The sequence below is a fragment of the Cohnella caldifontis genome (genome assembly GCF_029360585.1).
GTDB lineage: Bacteria > Bacillota > Bacilli > Paenibacillales > Paenibacillaceae > Cohnella > Cohnella caldifontis.
In genome coordinates, this window is the sequence record NZ_JAQZSJ010000002.1 from 503758 (window position 1) to 526639 (window position 22882).

A 22882-nucleotide genomic window follows, 5' to 3' on the forward strand; every position below is an offset into this window, starting at 1 on the left:
CTCCTCTCTACTCCGTGATGAACATCGCGTCTCCGAAGCTGAAGAAGCGATACTCCTCCGCTACGGCTTCCCGGTAAGCGTTCAGGATTTTCTCGCGGCCCGCCAGCGCGCTGACCAGCATGACGAGCGTCGACTTCGGCAGATGGAAGTTCGTCAGCAGCGCGCCTACGAGGGTAAACCGGTAGCCCGGATAAATGAAAATGTCGGTCCAGCCGCTGCAGGCTTCGATCGGTCCTTCCCCGAAACGCTGGCCGATCGTTTCCAGCGTGCGGGCCGAGGTCGTGCCCACCGCGACGATCCGGCCGCCGGATGCCCTCGCTTCGTTTAACAGCGCCGCGCTTTCCCCGCTGACGGAATACCATTCGGCGTGCATGTGGTGCTCTTGCACCTCTTCCGCCGACACGGGACGGAACGTGCCGAGTCCGACGTGGAGCGTGATGCGGCACAGCTTGACCCCTTGGGCTTCCAGCCGCTCCAGGAACGATTCCGTAAAATGCAGACCCGCCGTCGGGGCGGCGGCGGATCCTTCGTTCCGGGCATATACCGTCTGATAGCGGTCCCGATCATCCAACGTTTCCTTTATGTAGGGAGGGAGAGGCATTTGGCCCAATCGGTCCAGCAACTCCTGAAAAATCCCCCGGTATTGAAAGCGGACGACTCGGGCGCCCATCTCTCCCTCTTCCTCGACCATAGCCGTAAGAAGCGGCGCGCCTCCGTTCTCGGCCGCTCCGAAATGAAGCTCCGTCCCGCGCCGGATTTTTTTGCCGGGTTTCACGAGCGCTTCCCAACGATCGCCCTCCAGCCGCTTGAGCAGCAGCAGTTCCGCTTTGGCGCCCGTATCGGCTTTGGCTCCGATCAGGCGGGCCGGCAGCACCTTCGTGTCGTTCAGCACCAGAGTGTCCCCCGGCCCCAGGTATTCCGCCAGATCGGTAAACGTCCGGTGCTCGATGCTCCCGTCCGCACGGTGCAGTACGAGCAGCCGGGAGGCCGTGCGCTCCGCAAGCGGCGTTTGGGCAATCAGCCGCTCCGGCAGTTCGAAATCGAAATCGCTGACTTTCATCCGCCCGCATCCTTCTCGATGATTGCATTTTGGTAATAGTATTGCAGAATGTAACGGTAGTCATTCCCTTGCTCCGCCAGCTTTTTGGCGCCGTACTGCGACATTCCGAGCCCATGGCCGTATCCTTTGACCGAAAGGATGAAAGAGGGCTGGGGCGTTGCGACGCGGACTTGTCCGGAGGCGTCCATGACGAACAGATTCCCGCTGTCCGGCGTGCCCGCCGCGCCGTCGGCTCCGATCGCCTGCATCGCCGATCCGCCGTCCCGGGGGAGCTCCCGGGTCGCGCCCGCGCTTCCGAGCACCGTCATCCGGGCGGTCTCTTCGACGGTCAGCAGCGTGCTGCGGACGCCGCCGAGCGCGCTCCGCCAGGAATCGGGGGATTTCAGCGCGTAGGGCGTGCCGTTGACCGTCATTTGGGTCACCCGTCCCGACGGACCGCGGCCCGATACCTCCAACGTTCGCAGCGGCCCCGGGATTTTCAGGTACTTGTTCAAGCTCGCGAGCAGCTCGTCCGGCGTGAAAGGATCTTCCACCCAGCTGTACGCGGTATTTTCTGGGACTTTCTTCAGCGGGACGACCAGGGTGCCCGCCGACAGACGGGCGAGCGGCTCTGCTGCCGTTTCGACTTTGGGACGCACCCGCAGCGCCGTTCCGTCGGCCGTTACCGACATCGTCTTGATGCCCGCTTCGTTCGTTCCGGCGTCCGCGAGCAAGTCCGCCCGGATATAACCGCGCTGCCCGGAGAGCAGCGCGACGTCGTACCAGTCCGGCAATCCTTCCTGGGGACCGTCGTCGGGACTCGTTTTCGCGCTGGACAAATACGGCGTTTCATTCCCCCATGCTTCCGTCTTGCTGTCGGCCGTGACGCCGCCGGCGTTCGAAGAGAACACGGCGTTGATGGGTTTGCCGTCATACGTGAGCACTTCGCCTTTCGTCGCGATGACGCCGGCCGTGGAATTCGGATTTTCGGATCCGACCCCGAAATACGCCTGGCTTAGCGTCGTATCCACGACGCTGGCGATTTGGAATCCGTTCCCCAAGGAGAGCGCGTAGGACCTGGCGGCGACCGCCTGGGCTTTCTGGGCTTCCGCCGGCCAGCCCGATCCGACTTCCGCGCCGACGACGGAGTAGAGGTATTGCTCGAAATCGACGTCGTTCACGACGGCCAGCGCCCCGCCGAATTCGCTCACTTCCAAGGAGCCCCGGTAGGAACGGTTGCCCCGTTCCGTCAATTGGATCGCGCCGTCCCCGGCAGGATCCGCCCGCAGCACGACGCCCGCCGAAGCCGGAAAGGCGTAAAGCGGGATAGCGGCTCCGGCCGAGCCGGCCAACGTCACGTCGTTGCGGATCACGGCATAGGGCTGGTCAAGCTGCGGCAGCTTCACGTTCAATGCGCCGGCCGCGGAGGCGGTTTTCTGGACGGCCGTCGCGCCCGCGGCGTCGGCTTCCTGCCCGATCCGGACATAGTAGGCCGGCGCCCCGTTCTCCGCCTTGACGGCGACGAACGCGTCCAGTCCCGCGTTCCCGATCTGTTCCGCGGCCGCGGCAGCCTCGGCGGGTCCCGGGTAAGGCCCCGCTTCGGCGGCCCAAGGGCCGGCCACTTTGGGGTTCGCCGAAGCCGGAATCCCGCTGGCGGCGACGATCGGCCGCCACTTCGCCAATGCGGCGGAGGCTGCGGCCGGCGTAGCGTACACGCCTTCCGATACTTGATAGACGGGTTTGCCGCCTTTGGACAGCTTGATCACGAAAACGGCGTTGGTCGAAGCTTGCAGGATTTTCTGCACCGCAAGCGCGCCGCTCAGATCCCCCGTCTCCAACACGAGCGCCCGATAACCGTCCATCGCGAACCGCGTCGGCTGATTCGGCGCCGCCGTTCCGATCGAAACGGTCTGATTGGGATTCCGCCAGCCGATCCTCAGTCCGCCCGCGGATTGAAGCGTCGCGATCGGGGTCAGGGAGGTGAAGTTTTTGGAGGGCAGGTTCAGGAATAACGCCACGCGGATGCGGTCGGGCACGTCCACCGCGGCGAAAGACGGCGCGGGAGCGGAGCCCGCGGCGATGAAAACCGCGAGCAGCGCCGCCGCGGCAGCGCGAAACGGAAATCTTTTACGGTTCGGGATGGTCATGCCCGCCTCCTTCGCCTTCCGGTGCGCGGCGGGGCAATGCGCAAACCCCGTCCGAGCAGGATGTACGTCCAAACAATCGATAACGGTACCGTGCAATGAGGCGATAGGCGACGATGGAGACCGTACGGAAACCGGGCCATCTTCCGATCGCCGCCAGCCAGGCCAAAGACGGAATGCAGCCGAGCAGCTTGAGGACGCCGTCCGCCCCGCTGAATCGGCGGCCCGCTTCATCCGTGACGTGGAGTTGGGCTGACAGGGAGCGGACGGGAACGTCCGCGATGCCTGCCCATGGCTTCACTTCGCCGCCGATCAGCTTCTGCAGCGGCACGAAAGTCAGCTCCGCGCGGACCGGCATTTGCCGGAGCTTGTCGACCGTCGCCAGGCACAAATTGCACTCCCCATCATAGACGACCGTCAGCCGGGGAAGTTGCGCCGGGCTGCTCATGCTTGCCGCTCCGGCACCGGAAGCCCGAGATGGCGATAGGCCGCCGGCGCGACGACGCGGCCCCTGGGCGTTCGCTGAATATACCCGATCTGCATCAGGTAAGGTTCGTACACGTCTTCGATCGTCTGGCTCTCTTCGCCGATCATGGCCGCGATCGTATCCAGGCCGACGGGGCCGCCCCGGTAATTCTGGATCATGGCCAGGAGCATCTTATGGTCGATGGCGTCAAGTCCCATCGGGTCGACCTGGATCCGCTCCATGGCGTCGTGGGCGATCTCGTCGGTGATGATGCCGTCCCCTCGAACTTGGGCGTAGTCTCGGACCCGCTTGAGCAACCGGTTCGCGATGCGCGGCGTCCCCCGGGATCGGCGAGCGATCTCGCGGGAAGCTTCCCCGACGATCCCGACGTTCAGGATGTCCGCGGCCCGGGACACGATATAAGCCAGTTCTTCCTCGGTATAAAACTCGAGGCGGCTCACCACGCCGAACCGGTCGCGCAGCGGAGCGGAGAGCAAACCCGCCCGGGTCGTGGCTCCGATCAGCGTGAATTTGGGCAGGTCCAGCCGGACGGACCTCGCGCTCGGACCTTTGCCGATGATGAAATCGAGCGCGAAATCTTCCATGGCCGGATACAGCACTTCCTCCACCGTCCGGTGCAATCGGTGGATCTCGTCGATGAACAGGACGTCGTTCTCCTGCAGGTTCGTCAAAATCGCCGCCAAATCGCCCGGCCGTTCGATGGCGGGGCCGCTGGTCGTGCGGATGTTCACGCCGAGCTCGTTGGCGATGATATTGGACAACGTCGTCTTGCCGAGCCCCGGAGGCCCGTACAGGAGCACGTGATCGAGCGGCTCGCGGCGCATTTTGGCCGCTTCTATGTAGATTTTGAGGTTCTCCTTGACTTGCGCCTGTCCGATATATTCCGCCAGGTATCGGGGACGCAGGCTGTATTCCACCGCCTGGTCTTCCATCATCAGATGGGCGGTGACGATTCGGTCTTCCATGCTTCACGGCCTCCTTCCCCAGGCGGCTTCATCCCTGGAACAGCTGCTGCAGCGCCTTCTTCATCAGGGCGTCCGGCGTATCCCGGTCCGTGACGCGGTCTTTGATCGCGTGCCAAGCCCGGTCCAGCTCGGCTTCGCGGTATCCGAGACCCGCGAGCGCTTCCCGCGCGGCGGCCCAGGCCGAGCCTTCGCCGGGGCCCGCTGCGGGCAAGGACTCGGCGAAATCGGCCGCGGCCGCGGCCGGCAAACCGCTGCCGAGTTTGTCCTTGAGGTCCAGGATCATGCGCTGGGCCGTTTTGCGTCCGATGCCGGGCAGTTTGGTCAGGAAACTCAGGTTTTCCTGCTGGATGGCTGCCGCGATCGTCTCCGGCCGGCCGCCGGAGAGCACGCCGAGCGCCACCTTCGGCCCGATCCCCGAAACGTCGAGCAGCCGGCGGAACAAAGCCTGCTCCTCGCGGGTCGGAAAACCGAACAGTTGGACCGCGTCTTCGCGGACGTGATAATGGATAAACAGCTGCAACGGTTCCTCCGAACGGGTAAGTCCGTAAGGATTCGGGGTAAAAACTTGGTACCCCACGTCATGCACGTCCAGCACGACGTATTCGGATTCCACGTGGGCCAGGCGTCCCCGCAGGTAGTCGATCATGAAGGCTTCACTCCGTTCAACCGATCGTTCAGCGCGCTGGAATGCGCATGGCAAATCGCCACCGCGAGCGCGTCGGCCACGTCGTCGGGCTTGGGCACCGACTGCAGCTTCAGCATCATTTTCACCATTTCCTGGACTTGCTTTTTCTCCGCGCCTCCGTATCCGACCACCGCTTGTTTCACTTGCATCGGCGTGTATTCGCCGACCGGCAGCCCCCGCTGCGCCGCCGCCAGCAGCAAAACGCCCCGCGCTTGCCCGACGCTGAAGGCGTTGGTTACGTTTTTGTTGAAAAACAGCTTTTCCACGGCGATCGTATCCGGTTGATAACGGTCCAATAACGAGCAGGAAGCTTCATAGATTTGCCGAAGCCGCTCCTCCGTCCGGGTCCCGGCTTCGGTCTCGATGCTGCCGTATTGCACGGGAACGAGGCGATGCCCGTTTTTGTCGATGAATCCGAATCCCATGATGGCGATCCCGGGGTCGATTCCCAATACCCGCATCCGATCCGAACCCCGCTCTCTGCTTGTCGCTTGCTGTCGACCGCGCATCGCTCGCACAGAGCGGTCGCAGTTTCCTGACGACCGGTGTCCGCGCTTCGCTCGCACAGAGCGGTCGCAGTTGCTTCCTCGTATTATATCAAATGTTCGCACCTATGAGAACAGAACGAAAGTCACGGCAAAGAGACGCTCCGCGGGGAGCGCCTGGGGGAGAGGAAGGTGATCGGAGCCGCCGCTACGCCGCTACGGCACGGATTTCATGACCCCCGCGGATTTGCGGGCGGCGTAATCGCTGAAAGCGGACAACACGCTGTCGTATTCATCCCGGTCGGTTACTTTGATGCCGCTGGCCAGCTCGTGAAGCCTTTCTTTGGATACGCTGGATTCCAGCGTTCGAACGTCCAACTGGAAGAAGGTGCGGACGACATTGTCTTTCCGGGGCGGGCCGTCAAACAAGGACAAATTCCCGTCCGTGTCCATGCCGATATAGGCCGTCTTGCGGCAGGCGGGCGACGGATCATGGGAAGTCTCCTCCAGTACGAGGCGGCCGTCCGAGTCGAACGCCGCGCTCCATTCCCGGTGCGACCTGAGCAGCTTGGCCGCTTCCGGCGCGGACCGGCGTCCCAACAGACGCCGTTCTTCCCCGCACCAGTATACGCGGTGAAGCACGATCTCGACCTCGCCGTCCCACCGCGCCAGCGCTTGAATCACGGCGTCACTCGCGGTTTCGGGGGCTTGTCCCGTACCTTCGGAAGTCAAGAACGCGTACGGAGAATCCGCGACGGGCTGGACGACGGGTTTAGCGTCGCCGTGCAGGATCGCTTTCTGGATGAGTACCGCGGTTCCGACCCCGGATGCCGAAGCCGCCGTGAAAACGGCGGCCAGCATGCCGAGCGACAAAACCGGGCGGCGTCTTCTTTTCAGCTTTTTCTTCAGTTCCTTGAGCGCGCGGAAGACGAACACCGGAATCCCCTTCTCTGCTTTTTCACTATTTTAGCCTGGGGATTCCGGTCCTATGCGCTTACTTGCTTATCGGATCCAAGGAAGGCTTTCTTTGCTTCTGGGCGAGCTTCTCCGCGGCGACCGCGATTTCTTCTTGGGAGGCGCGCTCCGTTTCTTTGCCCTTGACGGGGAAGGCGCGGGCGCCGGTTCCGAATCGTCCGCCGAGTGGAGGGTCAAATCGGTCGTTGCCGCCGGGCCGGCTTCGTCGTCCCGAAGGTCGGCGGGGGAAGCATACCCGGGAAACTGCGGATAAGCGGAAACCCCGGGCCCTGCATAGGCAGGAGAAACCGCCGTTCCATCCGGGAAAAAGGGTGCCGTTCCGAATCCGGCCGGCGATACGAATCCGGGCGGCCCGAAGGACGGCGCGCCGACCCCATCGTACGGATAAGGGGAATAAGGAACTCCGCCGAACGGCGCAGCCGGATAGGCTTCATAGGGATGGCCATACGGGAGATTGGCCGCTCCGGGGGTCATGCCGAGCCCCGGGTACGCCTCCGCTGCAGGAGAGACGGCGGTCGGATACCCCGCTTGCGGAAAGTATCCCATGCCCGCCGGGTACGTACTGACCGGCGCGTTTACAGGATATTGCGGCATGGCAGGGTAGGACGGCACGGCCGTGGCTGCCGGCGATACGGCCGTCGGAACGGTCTGCGCGGCCGGAACGCCTCCGCAGCAAGAACTTCCCGATGGCTTTGCCGTCGATGCGGGCGACACGAGTCCGGGCGCGTAAACCGGCAAATATCCGGTGACGCCGGTCATTCCGGCGTTCGTTCCCGCCGCGGGGGCCATCTGGCCGGCCGCGGGAGAAATGTCGCCGAATCCGCCCATAGGGGCGCTGTATCCGCTGATATCCATGGGATGATAGACGCTGCCGACTGCGCCTTCGATTTCGCCGGGTGCCGGGCCGTATCCTCCGTCAACCGCGTATGGATAACCGAAATGGTGGTATCCGTGTTCGTAGCCGTAGAGGTGTCCGTATCCGTACGCCGGCCCGACTGGAGCCATGCCAGCATGGGCTTCCGCGCCCATGACGGGGTAGGGCGCCGGTATCGGGTGCGCTTGCGAGGACGCCTCCACGGCGGGCATCGGATATTGGGCGAACAGATCATGCTCGTGCGGGTAGGGCATCGGATAGGGAAGGTTTGCCTCATGGATCGGCGAAAATGGAGCGTTGGCGTAGGCTTCGGGCATGACGGGAAGGTTGGCGGCGGCTTCCGGCATCACCGGTGCGTTGGCGGCGGGCATGAAAGGCGCGTGGATCGGTTCGTTCGCCAAGGGCATGATCGGAGCATGGATCGGTTCGTTCGCGAAGGGCATGATCGGTGCGTTGATCGGTTCGTTCGCGAACGGCATGATCGGAGCATGGATCGGTTCGTTCGCGAAGGGCATGATCGGTGCGTTGATCGGTTCGTTCGCGCACGGCATGATCGGAGCATGGATCGGTTCGTTCGCGAAGGGCCTGATCGGTGCGTTGATCGGTTCGTTCGCGCACGGCATGATCGGAGCATGGATCGGTTCGTTCGCGAAGGGCCTGATCGGTGCGTTGATCGGTTCGTTCGCGCACGGCATGATCGGAGCATGGATCGGTTCGTTCGCGAAGGGCATGATCGGTGCGTTGATCGGTTCGTTCGCGATCGGCATGACAGGGGCATTGATCGGTTCGTTCTCGATCGGCATGACCGGAGCGTTGATCGGTTCGTTCTCGATCGGCATGACCGGAGCGTTGATCGGTTCTTTCGCGATGGGCGATATCGGCAAGTTCTCGGGTTCTTTCATAGGAGGCATGGCCGGCAGCTCGGGCAGCGGTTCAGGCAGAGGCATCGGTTCCACGGCTTCCGGCTTGATGCCCGTTTCCGCTTTGACCCCGGTAAATTTCTTTCCGTGCATCCAGGGGTTGGCCCCCATCTCCGCGGCCGCTCCTCCTGCGGGCATTTTCGGGATATTGACCACTTCTCCCGTCAGCAGCACGTTCGGATTTTTCAGCTGCGGATTCGCCGCGATCATGTCCGCCAGCGGAACGCCCCAAGCTTTCGAGAGCTTCCACAGCGTATCCCCTTGCTGAACCGTATGCTGGTGCATCACCTCGTAAGTCGGCTTAGGCGCCGCCGGGATTTTCACCTTCATGCCGACGTCGATTTGATCTGGGTTCGGGATTTCCGGATTGGCTTTGATCAGTTCCTCCAGCGGCACGTTGTACTTTTGGGCAATCAAGTACATCGAGTCGCCTTTTTTGACCATATGAATCTTCACGCCGTTCCCTCCTGGTCCATGGCATAAGCTCATAAGCGGGCACTTGCCCCGCAATCCCTACATCCTATGCAGAAAATGGGCATTTGACATCAAGCGGGAAGGAAAAAATAGGCGTTCGAACCGTTGCGGAACTGCCGAATGTTCAGACCCACGCGCCAGTGCATCACAACTTCGAGTTTTCGCCACCAGTTAAGAAAGAAAGTTTTTTAATTCGATCTAAGCAGCAGGCAATAGCGACACGTTAAGAATAAAAGTTTCTTAACGTTGGCTCGGAAACGGGTTGTTCTCCTCCGCTCATCCGCTTGAGCCGCCGTTTTTCGTGCCTCCAGCCCACGCGAACCTCCTCTCATTCCCTCCACCCGCCATTTTTGAGCCTGCAGCCCGCGCTTTCTCCGTTCATACGCCAAATCAAAACGGCAGGCTGCCGGGGTCATCCCCAGGCAGCCTGCCTGCGTGCATTCGTGCGCCGAGTCGCGCAGCCCCTCAGAAAGCGCGAACGCCTTCCGCCGTGACGATTTTACGGAACTCTTCGAGCAAATGGAGCGTGATCGGTCCGGCTTTGCCCGCGCCGATGATCCGGCCGTCCACCTCGCGGACGGCGATGACTTCCGCGGCGGTGCCGGTGAAGAACACTTCGTCGGCCGCGTATACGTCGTGCAGCGTGAACGGCTCCTCTTTCAGCTTATACCCCAGTCGGCCGCACAGGTCCATGATCGCGCCCCGCGTCACGCCTTCGAGCGCGCCGACGTAGGTCGGAGGCGTATAGACCGTGCCGCGCTTGACGATGAAGATGTTGTCGCTCGATCCTTCCGCCACGTATCCTTGCGCGTTCAACATGATGGCTTCGCCTACTCCGGCCAGGTTGGACTGGATTTTCACGAGGATATTGTTCAAATAGTTCAGCGACTTCACTTTCGGACTGAGCGCGTCCGGGATGTTGCGGCGCTGGCTGACCGAGATCGAGCGCAGTCCGTTCTTGTACGACTCTTCCGGGTAGATGGCCAACTGGTCGACGATAATGATGACCCATGCTTTCGGGCAGCGGGTCGGGTCCAGCCCCAAATTGCCGGGACCGCGGGAGACGACGAGACGGATGTAGCCGTTGCGCATCTCGTTTTTCCGAAGCGTCTCCACCAGCGCGGCCTGCATCTCTTCATAGCTCAGCGGGATGTCGAGCATGATGGATTTGGCGGAATCGTACAGCCGGTCCAGGTGCTCCTTGCAGCGGAAAATGTTGCCGTCGTAAATCCGAATGCCTTCGAAAATGCCGTCGCCGTAAAGGAAGCCGTGGTCGAACACGGAAACTTTGGCGTTTTCCTTCGTGACGAACTCCCCGTTCAAATAAATCCATTGCTCTGCCATCGTTTAGCGCACCTCCGGTTTGGTTTCCTGGTATGGAATGGTAGGATATGATCCTAGAACGCGGACCTGGGAGCCGATCGCCTTGATCTCCTCGATCGCGGCCGGCAGCAGAACCGTATTCAAAGACATCTCGATATCGATGTAGAAATAATAGCTGCCCAGCTTTTTCTTCGTGGGCCGGGATTCGATGCGGGACAGGTTGATCCGGCGCCAGGCGAATGCCGACAGCACTTGATGCAGCGCGCCCGGATAATCCTCCGGCAGCGTGACCAGGACGGTCGTTCTTTCCGAAACCGACTTCGGACTCTCGAACGGAACTCGGCCGACCAGCAGAAACCGCGTGAAATTGTTGTCATGGTCCGTGACGCCGGCTTCCAGCACGTCGAGACCGAAATCCGCCGCGGCCAGGGAAGTGCCGATCGCGGCCCACCCTCTGCCCGGGTTTTCCTGCACCAGCTGCACGGCCTGCGAGGTGCTCGGCAACGTCTCTTGCTCGGCATGGGGAAGCTTGGCTCTCAAAAATTGGCGGCACTGGGCCATGGCGACCGGATGGCTGAATACCTTCGCGATCTTCCCGGGATCCCACGAGCCTTCTTCGCCCGACAGTTCCTCCCGGCGGCCGATGAGGTTCTGAATGGAAGGATACACCCATTCCGCCCGGATCGGCAAGTCCACCTCGTGCACAAGCCAGTCCATATGGAGATTCACGGAACCGTCGATCGTATTCTCGATCGGAATGGCTCCCCAGTCCGTCCGCCCCGAATCGACGGTCTGGAATACTTGGGCGATTGTTTTGCAATAGACCGGCTCTACATCCCGGTCATGGAACAAATACCGGACGGCTTCGTCCGAGACCGTGCCTTTGGGCAGCACGGCTACGCTTCTGCGGGCGCTCACGCTCTCACCTCCGGACGTTTGCCGAGCGCGGCGGTCAAAGGCGGTTCCGGTTCTCCGTCCCGATCCAGGACGGTCACCTCGGCGCCCAGCGCGCATGGCTTCATCCAGCGCGCCTCGACGCGAACGCCAGCCGCGCCCATCGTGCTCCTCACGTAATCTTCCAGTTCAACCCGTCTTGGCTCATCCTCGCGGACGAGCATAAGCAGCGTCGGGCCCGCGCCGGAAAGCACCGCGCCGAGCGCCCCGTGATCGGCCGCGCCTTGCAGCACCTCAGTCATGCCCGGAATCATCGAAGTCCGGTAAGGCTGATGCAAGCGGTCCCTCATCGCGCGGCGGAGCACGTCCAGTTGACCGGACGCTAGCGCTGCGGTGAGCAAGGAGCTGTGGCTGACGTTGAACACCGCGTCCTCCATGGACACCTGCTCGGGTAGAACCCCCCGGGCCGCCTTGGTGGAAAGCTCGAAAGCCGGGATGACCGCCAGCACGTCCAGTCCGGCCGGAGGTTCCATCCGGACGGCCGCTGCGCGTTCGCCGTCCCAGGCCGCCGCCACGAAACCGCCGTAAAGGGCGGCTCCGACGTTATCGGGATGGCGCTCCAAAGCCGTCGCCATCTGGAACAGCTCGTCCTTCCCGAGCACGCCGCCGATGAGCCCGTTCGCCGCCGCAAGCGCGCCGACGATCGCGGCCGCGCTGCTGCCGAGCCCTCGGGTGAGCGGAATGTCGCTTTCGATCGCGATGTCCAGCTCCGGTACGTCCGCGCCGGCGCGCGAGAACACCTGCTGGGCAATCGCGTACATCCAGTTCGTCTTGTCCGTCGGCACGCCGTCCAGGTTCGGACCGGCGAGCCGGATCCGCGTGCGCTCCGCCGCTTTCATGGATACGCCGGCGAATATCGGGAGCGCCATGCCGAGCGAATCGAAACCCGGGCCCAGATTGGCGGTGCTGGCGGGCACGATGGCGCGGGACTCCCGGGTTCGGGGAGGGGATGGCACGCGGGGGCGTTTGGAATCCAACATCGTAAAACTCCTTTTATCGTATTGCGGCGATCCGTCCGTTTACGTCCGTTCATCGAGCGATGCCGTCCGTAAGAAGCCGAAACCCGTCAGCCTTCGACGCGGTATACGCTCTTGACGGCCTTCACGGAAGACAGATTTCCGAAAGCCTTCAGCACCTGCTGCATCGAGGCTTTCGTCGCCTCATGCGAAATGATGATCAGCTCGGCGCCCTGCCGGTTCGGCGTCGGGGGCTGCATGACCGATTCGATGCTCACGTCGTAGTCCGCGAACACCTGCGCGATCTGCATCAGCACGCCGGCGCGATCCTCCACGTGCAGCAGCATGAAATATTTCGACGCGATCTGCTCGTCGGTTTTCAGTTTCTTTTCCTTATAGGAAATGTTCGCCTGCCGACCGTTTACGCCCAGCTTGGCGTTTTTGACCACGGCGACGAGGTCCGCGACGACGGACGTCGCCGTCGGCATCTCGCCGGCCCCAGGTCCGTAGAACATCGTCTCCCCGACGGCCTCCCCGTGCACGTAAACGGCGTTGAACACGCCGCCGACCGCAGCCAGGGGATGGCTGGCCTTCACCAGCGTCGGCTGTACGCTTACGCTGACGTAATCGTCCTGCCGGTCTGCGATGCCGAGCAGCTTGACTTCGTAGCCCAGCTGTTTGGCGTATTGGATATCTTCCTGGGTCACGGAGCTGATGCCTTTCACGTCCACGTCTTCCAGCGCGATGTGCGCGCGGAAGCCGAGCGTCGCGAGAATGGTCATTTTGCGCGCGGCATCCAGCCCTTCGACGTCGGACGTCGGATCGGCCTCGGCATAGCCGAGGGCCTGCGCTTCTTTCAGCACCTCTTCGTACGCGGCGCCTTCTTGGCTCATTTTGGTCAAAATGAAGTTGGTCGTGCCATTGACGATGCCCATGATCTTCGTGATCCGGTCGGACGAGAAGCCCTCGATCAACGTCCGGATGATCGGAATGCCGCCGGCGACGCTCGCCTCGTACAGGATGTCGCAGCCTTTGTCCCGGGCTTTGGCCAGCAGCTCCGGCCCGTGAAGCGCCATCAGATCCTTGTTGGCGGTCACGACGTGTTTGCCCCGCTCGAGCGCTTCGAGAATCAGCTCTTTCGTTCCGGCGATTCCGCCCATGACCTCGACGATCACGTCGATATCGGGATTCCGGACGATATCCAGAGGATCCTCGGTCAGCTTGGCCGGATCGATCGAAATGCTGCGCGGTTTGTTCCGGTCCTTCACCAATATTTTATGAATGCTGATCGGAGAGCCCGCTTGGTTCATCAAGTCGTCATGGTGCCCCTCCACGATCCGGACGACACCCGTGCCGACCGTTCCGAGGCCGAGCAGCCCCACCTTGATCGGTTTCAATTCCGCCATTCCTCCTCCACCCGCGTTTTCCCGCTGCTTTATCCATCCATCAGCCTCGGCCGACAACCGCGGCTTTCTTGACGCCTTCCGTATCCCGGAGGCGTTCGATCAAATCCTGAAGCGTTCCTTGCAAGCCGGATGTCTCCAGCGATACGACGACATTGGCCAATCCTTGCAGCGGAATCGATTGATGGATCGTGAGCACGTTCCCCTCGCACGCCGCCAGCATGCCCAGTACCTTGGACAGGACGCCCGAACGGTGCTCGAGGTCCAGGCTCAGCGTCGCGATCCGCTCTCTGCCGGCCTGCTCCAGCAAGTATACTCCGTCTTTGTACTTATAGAAGGCGCTCCGGCTGAGTCCCGCCCGTTCGGCGGCCTCGTGGACCGTCGCCGCTTCCCCGCGGCGCAGCAGTTCCTTGACCTGCTCCGTTTTCAGAATGCCCTCGGGCAGCAGGTCCTCCCGGACGGCGTAATAGCGATCCGCCATAATCCGTCCTCCCGTAAGAGACGTTTGTTTATTTATAGAGGACATTATAACGGAACGGCTGCAGGGCGGCAATAGGCTTACCGGCTTCGACGCCGCATTTTTTCGGTTCGATTCCGGTTTGTTCAGAAAATTTTCAGTCCCTCGTTCTACAATGTCGAATAACATTGGAAAATCGTGCCTGATGTCTAAATCCATCCGATTTTGCGGAGGGGGATCTTATGCAAACCGTCCGAGTCAAAGATCCGTATTGGATGCCCAAAGTCGACGAAGCCGTGCGGCGCATGGAAGAACTGTCGGGCGTCATCCGCCAGAAAGGGCAAATCCCGATCATGGAAATCCGGGAATACGTCTTGCCGCTCATCCAGGAAGTCATCGAACGCGCGGACGTGTACCCCTTGCTCCTTGCGCTCAGGTCCAAAAACGACTACTTGTACCGCCATCCCGTCGCCGTCAGCATCATCGCGACATTGATCGGAAAATGGCTGGAATTGCCCGAAAACGAGGTCAACATGCTGACGGTCGGGGCTTTGCTGCACAACGCGGGGAGCTTGAGGCTGTCCGAATCGATCGTGGAAAAGAAAGGCCCGCTCGACGAGGAAGAATTCGAGCAAATGAAGCGGCATACCGTGATCGGTTACGAGATGCTCGAACGGACGGTCGGTCTGAGCCGGAGGTCGGCGCTGATCGCCTTGCAGCATCACGAGAGGGAAGACGGGACCGGGTATCCCCTGCGCCTCGCGGGTTCGCGGACGGATCCGCTCAGCAAGATCACCGCCGTGGCCGACGTTTTCCACGCGCTCGGCAGCGACCGGATGTATCGTCCCGCATCGCCTTTTTACGAAGTGCTCCGCCAAATGTATAACGGTTCGCTCGGCCGCCTGGACCCCCGCATCCTGCACGCGTTCACGCAGCGGCTGATGAACGCCATGGTCGGATGCGCGGCCGAACTGTCGGACGGCCGCCGGGGTAAAATCGTCATGCTGAACCCGGTCGACCCGACGGCTCCCCTCATTCAGCTCGGGGGTACCTTCGTGGACCTGGGCAAAGAGCCCGAGCTGCGCCTGGAGCGCGTCATCGGCTGAACGCGTATCCCGGCCGCGGTCTTCCCAAGAGACGAAAAAACCGATTCGGCCGGGCGCTTGCGCGTCCGCGAATCGGCTTGGCTTCCTTAAACGTCGTCGTATAGATAATCCTCGGACGCTCCCTCGAAAAACTCGAACTCGAAGTCCCCGATCCGGATCGTGCTGCCGTTTTTGGCCCCGCGTTTGCGCAGTTCGGCGTCGACGCCCAAGTTCCGAAGAATCGCGGCAAACCGCATGACGGCCTCGTAGGAAGCGAATTGCGTGCGCCGCACCAGCTTCTCGATCGACTCGCTCTCCACCACGAACGTCTCGTTCTCCCGGCGGATGCGGAATTCGTTCTCGCCCGTCCCCTCATACCGGTAGACGACGTCTTCCGCTCCCGTTTCCTCCGCTTCTTCCATCTCCGACGGTTCGGGCAGCGAATCCAGCAGATCGGCCACCCGGTACAACAGCTCCTGCACGCCTTGACGCGTCAGGGAGGAAATCGGCATCACTTCGGTGCCGGGGGCGGTCTCTTCCAGCTGCCTCCGGAACGATTCGAGATGTTCGCCCGCTTCCGGCATGTCCATTTTGTTCGCCGCGACGATCTGCGGGCGTTCCGCCAGCTTCGGATTGTAGAGCTTCAGCTCTTCGTTGATCTTGACCCAGTCTTCGAACGGATCCCGCCCTTCGGCACCCGAAATGTCCACGACGTGCACGATGATCCGGGTACGCTCCACGTGGCGCAGGAATTCATGACCCAGGCCGACTCCCGTATGCGCCCCTTCGATCAGACCCGGCAAATCGGCCATGACGAAGCTGCGGTCGTCCCCCAAGTCCACGACGCCCAGGTTCGGGGTCAGCGTCGTGAAATGATACGCGCCGATTTTCGGCCGCGCGCCGGAGACGACCGAGAGCAGCGTGGATTTGCCGACGCTCGGGAATCCGACGAGCCCGACGTCCGCCATCACCTTCAGTTCCAGCACGACCCAGCGTTCCTGGCCTTCCTCGCCGTTCTCGGCAATGGCCGGCGCGGGATTGCTCGGAGAACGGAAACGCGTGTTGCCGCGCCCGCCCCGGCCGCCTTTGGCCACGATGACCTCTTGGCCATGCCGGGTCATGTCCGCGATGACTTCGCCGGTATCGTCATCCACGACGACGGTCCCGGGCGGCACGCGCACGATCAAATCCTCCGCGTTCGCCCCGTGCTGGGACTTGTTGCGGCCCTTCTCGCCGCGGGGCGCCTTGAAATGCTTCTGGTAGCGGAAATCCATCAGCGTGCGCAGCCCTTCGTCCACGCGGAACACGACGTCTCCGCCTTTGCCGCCGTCCCCGCCGGCAGGCCCGCCTTCCGGTACGTACAGCTCGCGGCGGAAGGCGACCAATCCGTCCCCTCCGTCGCCGCCTCTCACGAACACTTTCGCTTTGTCGACAAACATGATGCGTTCAACTCCGATTCGGTGGTTGCATCCCCAAGCAGCCGACTTTACTCGACGGCCGGGAAAGACGTCGGGAAAAGAACCAGCATCCGCCAACACGTTCCCGCGGCCGCTTCCGTCCCTTCCGTTTCCTTCAGTTGTCCCAATCCGTTCAGCAAGCCTGCCGCTTCTTCGGCCAAGCTTTTGCCGGACACCCATTGCCCCTCGTAGGCGAATTCCGCGCGCAAGCCGTCATCGGTCGCATGTAAGTAGAGGGACAGCACGTTTTCCCCGGCAGACGGGGTCACGGCCCGGAACCGAGCGGCGTTGATCAAGCCGATCAAACAAGCCGACAGCTTGGCCGGATCCGCCGTCACGCGCTCCAGGCTGACTCCCTCGGCTACTTTGACGTCCAGCCGCATATGATCGCAAACCGTGCGGAAAGACAACAGGAAATTCGACAACTCCGTGTTGCCAAGCTGCGACACGCGGCCGTCGTTCTCCATCCGTTCCCTTATTCTGTCCACGATCTGGGCGGCTTTATCGGGTTTGTTCAATCTTATGTATCCGTATAAGATCTGCAGGTCGTTCATCCAGTCATGGCGGTGATGGCTGAGCGTCCGGAGCGCGGACGATCGGGCGTTCTCGAGCATGCGGGCGCTGCGGCTGCGGCTCTCGCGCCTCAGCGAAACCGCGTAATACGCCGCCGCCATGGCCGTCCAGAGAACGAATAGGACCAACGGCCACCAGGAATCCCGCCAGACAAACACGGCGGCCGCGGGAACCGGAAGCGTGGCGAATGCCCAGACTCCCCGTCGGGCACCGCCATCGGGATATGCAGGTCGCAAGCCCCTCCATCCTTCCCTCTTCGTCAGTGAAATCCGGAAGGCCGCTTGGCCCCCCTGAAGGAACAATCCCCCGATGACTAAAAACCCCGGCCGAGTGCCGGCCGGGATTCTGGATGATTATTCAGCTTCGAGAGCGGCCGCTACCGGCGCCTGCTCGGCGGGATATACGCTGACCTTCTTGCGGTCGCGTCCCCAGCGCTCGAATTTGACGACGCCTTCGACTTTCGCGAACAGCGTGTCGTCTTTGCCGATGCCGACGTTGTTGCCCGGATGGATCTTGGTTCCGCGTTGACGGACCAAGATGCTGCCGGCCGTTACGACCTGACCGTCCGCGCGCTTCGCGCCGAGACGCTTGGAACGGCTGTCGCGTCCGTTCTTCGTCGAGCCTACGCCTTTCTTCGAGGCGAAAAGCTGAAGATTCAGCTTAAGCATGAGGTTCAACCTCCTTTATGGTTGGATGACTTCTTTTATTTGCACGTACGTTCCGTACTCATCCGCAATGGTTTCCAGCTGGGCGACCATGCCTTCGAGCAGCAGCTGCGCCTTGCGGTCCGACTCCGGATCGGCGCCCGCGGGCGCTTCCGCATGGAGCCAACCTTTGCGCATTTTCGCCTTGGGCACGAGCCCCGTCAGCTTCTCGACCGCGTTGACGGCACCGACGGTAACCGCCGATACGCCCGCGCATACGATGTCCTTGCCGGGATCGTCGAAGCCGGCATGGCCCGAGACGGAAAACCGCAGGAGCCGGCCAGAGCTTGCGCGTTCGATCTTCACCGTAATCATGACGGCACCTTAGCCTTATGCCTGGATGGCTTCGATCGTCACTTTCGTGTACGGCTGGCGATGGCCTTGCTTGCGATGGTAGTTTTTCTTGGGCTTGTACTTGTAGACGATGATTTTCTCGCCTTTGACATGCTTTTCGACTTTGCCCGTCACGACGGCGCCTGCGAGCAGCGGGCTGCCCACGTTCAAGCCTTTGTCTCCGGATACGGCCAACACGCGGTCAAACGTGACGCTGTCGCCTTCATTCGCGGAAAGCTTCTCCACGAAAATGACGTCGCCTGCTTGAACCTTGTATTGTTTGCCGCCGGTTTCGATAATCGCGTACATCTGGTGCACCTCCCATACTTAAGACTCGCCCGACAAGGTGCCGGAATGCCGCGGCCTCGCGATTCAGCCAGAGCAGAGCCGGTCTTCTCGACCTTGATAAGTGCGGTTTCCGCATGCAAAACCATTGCACGCACTTGACTATACTATCACAATGGGCAGGCATTTTCAATCGAATTCTGCAAATGTTTGTTTCCAAAACGACCGGCGGCCGCCATGCCCGGCACCCGCGGATGGAAATCCATGGTATAATGGAGATGATTGTTCGTTATTGGAGGGGGAAACCATGGACTCTATTCGCGCGTTATTTCATCGGCGGATCGGTCTGCCGGAAGATTGGGAACCGTCGTTCGATCGGCTTGACGAAATATTGCAACGGATGGCGCTTCGCATTCCGTTCGAAAACCTGCGCATCCTCGCGGACCGGATCGGGCCGATCACGAAACGTTCGTTGGCGGATAAAATCCTGTCCGGCCGGGAAGGCGGATTATGCTACGAAATCAATCCGATCCTATACTATTATTTGAAGGAAACCGGCTTTGACGCGTCATTGACGAACGGAGTCGTGTATAACGAGAAAAAGCAGGCGTTTTTGACGTTGGGCAGAACCCATGTCGCCATCCTGCTGAAGCACGAAGGCGAGACGTTCCTGGTCGACGCGGGATTCGGAGGGAACTTGCCGCTCAAACCCGTTCCTTTGTCCGGGCGGACCGTCTCTTCGGAGAACGGGGAATTCCGGGCGGCGAAAAAAACGACCGAACACGGGGATTACGTGCTGGAGATGAAACTGAAACACAAAGATCCGGACTGGAAAACGGGGTATGCCTTCGATTCGCGCCGGCCGGAAATCGGCCCCGCGGACCTGGACGCGATCCAAACGACGATCGCCCGGCACGAAGAGTCTCCGTTCAATCGAACGCCCCTGGTCACGATGCGGACGTTAACTGGCCATATGACGTTAACTTCTTCTTCGTTCACCGTATGGGAGAACGGGCAAGTTTCCAAAGAAGAAATGGACGCCGAGCATTTCGGAACCGTTTTGCGACGACATTTCGGACTGACCTTTAACCGATAACGCCGGACCCGATCAACGCAGCGAAATTTTTCCGCGTCCCTTGCACGTCGGGCACGTTTCCCAGAAGAAGCTGGAGACGCTCTCCCGGGCTTTCTTGCGGGTGATTTCCAGCAGCCCGAGGCGAGTCCAGCCTACGACCTGGCACTTGGTCCGGTCGCGCTTCATCGTCGCCTCCAGCTTCTGTTCGACCAGCGTCCGATGCTCTTCCTTCTCCATGTCGATGAAATCCACGATGATGATGCCGCCGACATCCCGCAGGCGAAGCAGCCGGGCGATTTCCTCCGCCGCTTCCAGATTCGTGCGGAACACCGTTTCTTCCAAATCGACGGATCCCGTATACTTTCCGGTATTCACGTCGATGACCGTCAGCGCCTCCGTCTGGTCCCATACCAGGTAGCCGCCGCTCGCCAGCCGGACGCGGGGGTGGAAAGCCCGGTCGATCTGCTCTTTGATGCCGAAGCGCTCGAAAAGCGGAACGGAATCCCGGTGCAGACGGACCCGGCCGACCAGTTCGGGCGCCGCGGCCCGCAGGTAGGCGCGCCCTTCCTCCAAACGCGCCTCGTCGTCGAAAATGAGCTCTTCGGTATCGGGGGTGACGATATCCCGCACCATCCGCTGGACGAGACCGGAATCCCGGTGGAGCTCCGCCGGAGCCCGCACCGCCTCTCCCCGCTTGAGGGCTTCTTCCCATGTCCGGCGCAGGCTTTGCAAATCCGAAAGGATCGCCTCCCGGCTCATGCCTTCCGCGTTCGTGCGCAGGATAATGCCTTCCTCCGGGCCCCGGATCTCCTCCGCGAGCGCGCGCAGCCGGGTTCTCTCCGCTTCCGCCTCGATTTTTTTGGAGATCCCGACGTAATCGGCGTCCGGCATGTAGACGAGCCAGCGGCCCGGCAAGGAATAGTGCGTCGTGACGCGGGCTCCCTTGCCCCCGAGCGGCTCCTTCATCACCTGCACGATCAGCTCGTCCCCCGGGGAGAGCAGCTCCGAGATGGAAGGCTTGTCCTTCGGCTGTTTCTCCAAATGGTGGTGCAGCGCGTCGTCCACGTACAGAAAAGCGTTCCTGGACAATCCGATGTCCACGAACGCCGCCTGCATGCCGGGCAGCACGTTGACGACCCGGCCCTTATACAGGTTGCCGACGAGGGAAGCCGCTTCCGTCTTCTCCACGCTGAGTTCGGCCAGCCGGCCGTCCTCGAGCAAAGCCAATTGCGTCCATTCGCGGGTGCAATGGACAAACAGCTGTTTCATTCCGTCCTCCGAATATCGTCCGTTTGTTTTCTATTTTACCTGAAAAAGCGGAAATCCGCATTCCCCGAATGCATGCGCCCCAGCACCCCGTCGATCACCGTCCCCTCCGGCAGCACCTTGGCGACGCGCCCCTGCCTCATGACGTAGATCAAATGGTAGCCTTCCTTCATGAATAAGCGCAGGGCGGCCGTAACCGGGCGCCGCTCGGACAGGACGATCGGCCTCGCGAGCACCCCCGCGTCGATCCGGCGCTCGGAACGTCTCTTCCGATGGACGAGGAAGCGGAAAAACAAATAGGGCACGTTCCGCAAATGGAACCAGTTCGAGTACAGGAGAAAAGCGCCCACCGCCAGCAGGTTGAGCTGGAGATGTCCCCCGAACCCGACGGGCGCCGCGGAACCGATAACGACCGCCGCGCTGAAGACGAGGCTGATCCTCGCGCACCACAGGAGCGTCCGGTGGTACGGCACGTATAGCCCGATCCAGGTCTGCAGCAGCTTGCCGCCGTCCAGCGGAAGGATCGGCAGCAGGTTGAAGCACAGCAGGAGCAAGTTCGACCGGACGAATCCTTCGGCCCATCCGCCGTCGATCCAGCCGGCTTGTCCGGCGAGCCAGCCGGCTGCCGCCAGCCAAACGTTCTGCAGGGGGCCGCATAAGGCGACCCAGGCTTCTTCCTTGGACGGCAAGGCCCCCGCCTCTTCCACTTCGACGACGCCGCCGAACGGCAGCAGCTTCACTTCTTTGACCGTCCAGCCGAACTTCAGGGCTGCGGCCAAGTGACCCAGCTCGTGGATCAGCACGATGACGAACAAGGCGGCCAATTCCAGGAACCGGCCGGTCGCCACCGCGCCCAGCATGACGAGGACGAACAAGGGATGCAGCCGAAACGCGATGCCCCGCCATTTAACCAAACGGCACCACTTCCGCGGGATCGACCGATTTGCCGTCCTGCTCCACCGCGAAATACAGCAGGCTTTCGCCGCCTTCGTCCCGCGGGGCCGGGACGTTCCCCAGCTTCTGGCCCGCCTCCACCCAATCGTTCGCCCGGACGGCCGGATGCTCCACGTTGCCGTAGATCGTCACGACTTTGCCGGCATGCTGGATCCGAATGGTCGCCTTGCCGTCCGCTTCCGCGGCCACATGCATCACGCGGCCGTCGGAAACCGCCTTGACGTCGCTCCCTCCGGCAGCCGCGACCCGCACGCCGCTCCCGTCTTGGGCGAACGTCTGCACGAGCCTGCCTTGGACCGGCGGCACCGCCTTGCTGCGGTTCCATTCCCCGAATACTTCGCGGGTCTCCCCTTTCGCGCGGAAGACGGGCAGAAAGGACGGAGAACCGCCGAAATGCTCCTCGTACCAGGCTTCGATCGCCTGAAAGTCCATATCCCGGGACACCGCCTCGGCCGTCCAATCCCGAGCTTCCCGGCTTCCCGGCCAATCGGAATGGAACCAGCCCCAAGCGCCCGCGAGCAGCGCCGCCGAGATCGCGATCCGGATCGCGAAGCCGGCCGCGAAACGGGAAACCGGCCGTTTGCCGGCATCCGATCCCGGCGGAACCGAGGTCGGCGCGAGGCTGTCGATTCCCCGCCAGGACGGGCCCGCGCGGTTCAGCCGTTTCTGCTGCTCCTTCCACCATTTCTCCGGATCGATATCCGGTTCCGGCATCGCCGGATCGGTCGGAAACGCATAGGTTTCCGGCGGCACCGGCCGAACGGATGCCGGCTTCGGCGCAGGTTCCGGCTTATCCGTTCCTTCCGGCCGGTCGGACGGGATCCGGTCCCCCGCCAGCGGCAGATTCACGGACGCGCCGAATGGCGTCTCGCCCGTCAACTGCTCGATTCGCCGTCTTCTGCGGCGCCGGACGTTCTCGCGGATTTCCATGCCAAGCCCTCCTTGTCCGCGTTTGCTACTTTCAATTTATGGCGGACAAGGCGCGAATAGGACAAAACAAATCCCCGAA

At 61.9% G+C, this 22882-nt stretch carries 23 protein-coding genes; 2 read left to right on the top strand and 21 right to left on the bottom strand.

The annotated features are described in order from the left end of the window. Positions 1-7 precede the first annotated feature (7 nt). From queA to PTZ19_RS05375, 13 genes are all read right to left on the bottom strand, one after another. Complete coding sequence (gene queA / locus PTZ19_RS05315; RefSeq protein ID WP_276352798.1) at positions 8-1060, bottom strand: tRNA preQ1(34) S-adenosylmethionine ribosyltransferase-isomerase QueA; 1053 nt, start codon at positions 1058-1060, stop codon at positions 8-10. Further along, entirely contained in the window at positions 1057-3186 is a 2130-nt protein-coding gene (locus PTZ19_RS05320; protein WP_276352799.1) for a SpoIID/LytB domain-containing protein, read from the bottom strand. Before PTZ19_RS05320 ends, queA begins: the two co-directional genes overlap by 4 nt. Beyond that, the gene (locus PTZ19_RS05325; protein ID WP_276352800.1) at positions 3167-3631 is read right to left on the bottom strand and encodes a thiol-disulfide oxidoreductase DCC family protein; all 465 of its coding nucleotides are present in this window, start codon (positions 3629-3631) and stop codon (positions 3167-3169) included. The genes PTZ19_RS05320 and PTZ19_RS05325 overlap by 20 nt, the downstream gene beginning before the upstream one ends. Then, positions 3628-4635, bottom strand: coding sequence for a Holliday junction branch migration DNA helicase RuvB (ruvB, locus tag PTZ19_RS05330; protein WP_276352802.1), 1008 nt, complete (start codon positions 4633-4635; stop codon positions 3628-3630). The genes PTZ19_RS05325 and ruvB overlap by 4 nt, the downstream gene beginning before the upstream one ends. Before the next feature lie 28 nt (positions 4636-4663). Continuing rightward, positions 4664-5281, bottom strand: a complete 618-nt coding sequence (ruvA, locus tag PTZ19_RS05335; protein ID WP_276352803.1) for a Holliday junction branch migration protein RuvA — start codon at positions 5279-5281, stop codon at positions 4664-4666. Continuing rightward, positions 5278-5781: a crossover junction endodeoxyribonuclease RuvC gene (ruvC, locus tag PTZ19_RS05340; RefSeq protein WP_276352804.1), complete on the bottom strand. Its 504-nt coding sequence runs from the start codon at positions 5779-5781 to the stop codon at positions 5278-5280. Before ruvC ends, ruvA begins: the two co-directional genes overlap by 4 nt. A gap of 240 nt (positions 5782-6021) precedes the next feature. Next, positions 6022-6741 carry a BofC C-terminal domain-containing protein gene (locus PTZ19_RS05345; RefSeq protein WP_276352805.1) on the bottom strand — a complete coding sequence of 240 codons (720 nt, stop codon included), beginning with the start codon at positions 6739-6741 and terminating at the stop codon, positions 6022-6024. A gap of 66 nt (positions 6742-6807) precedes the next feature. Then, positions 6808-9030, bottom strand: a complete 2223-nt coding sequence (locus tag PTZ19_RS05350) for a LysM peptidoglycan-binding domain-containing protein (RefSeq protein WP_276352806.1) — start codon at positions 9028-9030, stop codon at positions 6808-6810. Between the two features lie 483 nt (positions 9031-9513). Continuing rightward, a complete protein-coding gene (gene ilvE / locus PTZ19_RS05355) occupies positions 9514-10392 on the bottom strand; it encodes a branched-chain-amino-acid transaminase (RefSeq protein ID WP_276352807.1) in 879 nt (292 codons plus the stop codon). A 3-nt stretch (positions 10393-10395) separates the two neighbouring features. Continuing rightward, positions 10396-11289, bottom strand: coding sequence for a prephenate dehydratase (gene pheA / locus PTZ19_RS05360; protein WP_276352808.1), 894 nt, complete (start codon positions 11287-11289; stop codon positions 10396-10398). Beyond that, positions 11286-12305: a homoserine kinase gene (gene thrB / locus PTZ19_RS05365; protein WP_276352809.1), complete on the bottom strand. Its 1020-nt coding sequence runs from the start codon at positions 12303-12305 to the stop codon at positions 11286-11288. Before thrB ends, pheA begins: the two co-directional genes overlap by 4 nt. Positions 12306-12391: 86 nt before the next feature. Then, positions 12392-13678 carry a homoserine dehydrogenase gene (locus PTZ19_RS05370; protein ID WP_276352941.1) on the bottom strand — a complete coding sequence of 429 codons (1287 nt, stop codon included), beginning with the start codon at positions 13676-13678 and terminating at the stop codon, positions 12392-12394. A gap of 49 nt (positions 13679-13727) precedes the next feature. Continuing rightward, a complete protein-coding gene (locus PTZ19_RS05375; protein ID WP_276352811.1) occupies positions 13728-14165 on the bottom strand; it encodes an ACT domain-containing protein in 438 nt (145 codons plus the stop codon). A gap of 218 nt (positions 14166-14383) precedes the next feature. On the opposite strand from PTZ19_RS05375, the gene PTZ19_RS05380 reads away from it, so the two are divergent. Further along, positions 14384-15247, top strand: coding sequence for an HD-GYP domain-containing protein (locus PTZ19_RS05380; protein ID WP_276352812.1), 864 nt, complete (start codon positions 14384-14386; stop codon positions 15245-15247). 86 nt (positions 15248-15333) lie between these two features. On the opposite strand, the gene obgE is transcribed toward PTZ19_RS05380, so the two are convergent. The 5 genes from obgE to rplU all read right to left on the bottom strand — a co-directional run bounded on the left by obgE (position 15334) and on the right by rplU (position 18602). Beyond that, a complete protein-coding gene (gene obgE, locus PTZ19_RS05385) occupies positions 15334-16665 on the bottom strand; it encodes a GTPase ObgE (RefSeq protein WP_276352813.1) in 1332 nt (443 codons plus the stop codon). 47 nt (positions 16666-16712) lie between these two features. Further along, positions 16713-17492: a Spo0B domain-containing protein gene (locus tag PTZ19_RS05390; RefSeq protein WP_276352814.1), complete on the bottom strand. Its 780-nt coding sequence runs from the start codon at positions 17490-17492 to the stop codon at positions 16713-16715. 117 nt (positions 17493-17609) lie between these two features. Next, positions 17610-17924, bottom strand: coding sequence for a 50S ribosomal protein L27 (rpmA, locus tag PTZ19_RS05395; RefSeq protein WP_276352815.1), 315 nt, complete (start codon positions 17922-17924; stop codon positions 17610-17612). Positions 17925-17939: 15 nt separating this feature from the next. Further along, complete coding sequence (locus PTZ19_RS05400) at positions 17940-18275, bottom strand: ribosomal-processing cysteine protease Prp (RefSeq protein WP_276352816.1); 336 nt, start codon at positions 18273-18275, stop codon at positions 17940-17942. A gap of 15 nt (positions 18276-18290) precedes the next feature. After that, positions 18291-18602 (bottom strand): 50S ribosomal protein L21, encoded by a 312-nt coding sequence (rplU, locus tag PTZ19_RS05405; RefSeq protein ID WP_276352817.1) that lies wholly within the window; start codon positions 18600-18602, stop codon positions 18291-18293. A 283-nt stretch (positions 18603-18885) separates the two neighbouring features. Here rplU and PTZ19_RS05410 point away from each other — a divergent pair, with 283 nt between their 5' ends. Next, entirely contained in the window at positions 18886-19674 is a 789-nt protein-coding gene (locus PTZ19_RS05410) for an arylamine N-acetyltransferase family protein (protein WP_276352818.1), read from the top strand. Positions 19675-19686: 12 nt separating this feature from the next. Here PTZ19_RS05410 and PTZ19_RS05415 read toward each other — a convergent pair whose 3' ends face one another. Genes PTZ19_RS05415 through PTZ19_RS05425 form a run of 3 tightly spaced genes read right to left on the bottom strand, consistent with a single transcriptional unit; the run spans position 19687 to position 22803 of the window. Further along, complete coding sequence (locus tag PTZ19_RS05415) at positions 19687-20922, bottom strand: Rne/Rng family ribonuclease (protein WP_276352819.1); 1236 nt, start codon at positions 20920-20922, stop codon at positions 19687-19689. Between the two features lie 35 nt (positions 20923-20957). Then, entirely contained in the window at positions 20958-21833 is an 876-nt protein-coding gene (locus PTZ19_RS05420; RefSeq protein ID WP_276352821.1) for a site-2 protease family protein, read from the bottom strand. Next, a complete protein-coding gene (locus PTZ19_RS05425; protein ID WP_276352822.1) occupies positions 21826-22803 on the bottom strand; it encodes a M23 family metallopeptidase in 978 nt (325 codons plus the stop codon). Before PTZ19_RS05425 ends, PTZ19_RS05420 begins: the two co-directional genes overlap by 8 nt. Positions 22804-22882: the final 79 nt, after the last annotated feature.

Excerpts from the sequence above, each read along its gene's own strand:
- queA (WP_276352798.1), bottom strand. The coding sequence starts at position 1,060 with ATGAAAGTCAGCGATTTCGATTTCGAACTGCCGGAGCGGCTGATTGCC.
- PTZ19_RS05320 (WP_276352799.1), bottom strand. The coding sequence starts at position 3,186 with ATGACCATCCCGAACCGTAAAAGATTTCCGTTTCGCGCTGCCGCGGCG.
- PTZ19_RS05325 (WP_276352800.1), bottom strand. The coding sequence starts at position 3,631 with ATGAGCAGCCCGGCGCAACTTCCCCGGCTGACGGTCGTCTATGATGGG.
- ruvB (WP_276352802.1), bottom strand. The coding sequence starts at position 4,635 with ATGGAAGACCGAATCGTCACCGCCCATCTGATGATGGAAGACCAGGCG.
- ruvA (WP_276352803.1), bottom strand. The coding sequence starts at position 5,281 with ATGATCGACTACCTGCGGGGACGCCTGGCCCACGTGGAATCCGAATAC.
- ruvC (WP_276352804.1), bottom strand. The coding sequence starts at position 5,781 with ATGCGGGTATTGGGAATCGACCCCGGGATCGCCATCATGGGATTCGGA.
- ilvE (WP_276352807.1), bottom strand. The coding sequence starts at position 10,392 with ATGGCAGAGCAATGGATTTATTTGAACGGGGAGTTCGTCACGAAGGAA.
- thrB (WP_276352809.1), bottom strand. The coding sequence starts at position 12,305 with ATGTTGGATTCCAAACGCCCCCGCGTGCCATCCCCTCCCCGAACCCGG.
- PTZ19_RS05375 (WP_276352811.1), bottom strand. The coding sequence starts at position 14,165 with ATGGCGGATCGCTATTACGCCGTCCGGGAGGACCTGCTGCCCGAGGGC.
- PTZ19_RS05380 (WP_276352812.1), top strand. The coding sequence starts at position 14,384 with ATGCAAACCGTCCGAGTCAAAGATCCGTATTGGATGCCCAAAGTCGAC.
- obgE (WP_276352813.1), bottom strand. The coding sequence starts at position 16,665 with ATGTTTGTCGACAAAGCGAAAGTGTTCGTGAGAGGCGGCGACGGAGGG.
- rpmA (WP_276352815.1), bottom strand. The coding sequence starts at position 17,924 with ATGCTTAAGCTGAATCTTCAGCTTTTCGCCTCGAAGAAAGGCGTAGGC.
- PTZ19_RS05400 (WP_276352816.1), bottom strand. The coding sequence starts at position 18,275 with ATGATTACGGTGAAGATCGAACGCGCAAGCTCTGGCCGGCTCCTGCGG.
- rplU (WP_276352817.1), bottom strand. The coding sequence starts at position 18,602 with ATGTACGCGATTATCGAAACCGGCGGCAAACAATACAAGGTTCAAGCA.
- PTZ19_RS05410 (WP_276352818.1), top strand. The coding sequence starts at position 18,886 with ATGGACTCTATTCGCGCGTTATTTCATCGGCGGATCGGTCTGCCGGAA.
- PTZ19_RS05415 (WP_276352819.1), bottom strand. The coding sequence starts at position 20,922 with ATGAAACAGCTGTTTGTCCATTGCACCCGCGAATGGACGCAATTGGCT.
- PTZ19_RS05425 (WP_276352822.1), bottom strand. The coding sequence starts at position 22,803 with ATGGAAATCCGCGAGAACGTCCGGCGCCGCAGAAGACGGCGAATCGAG.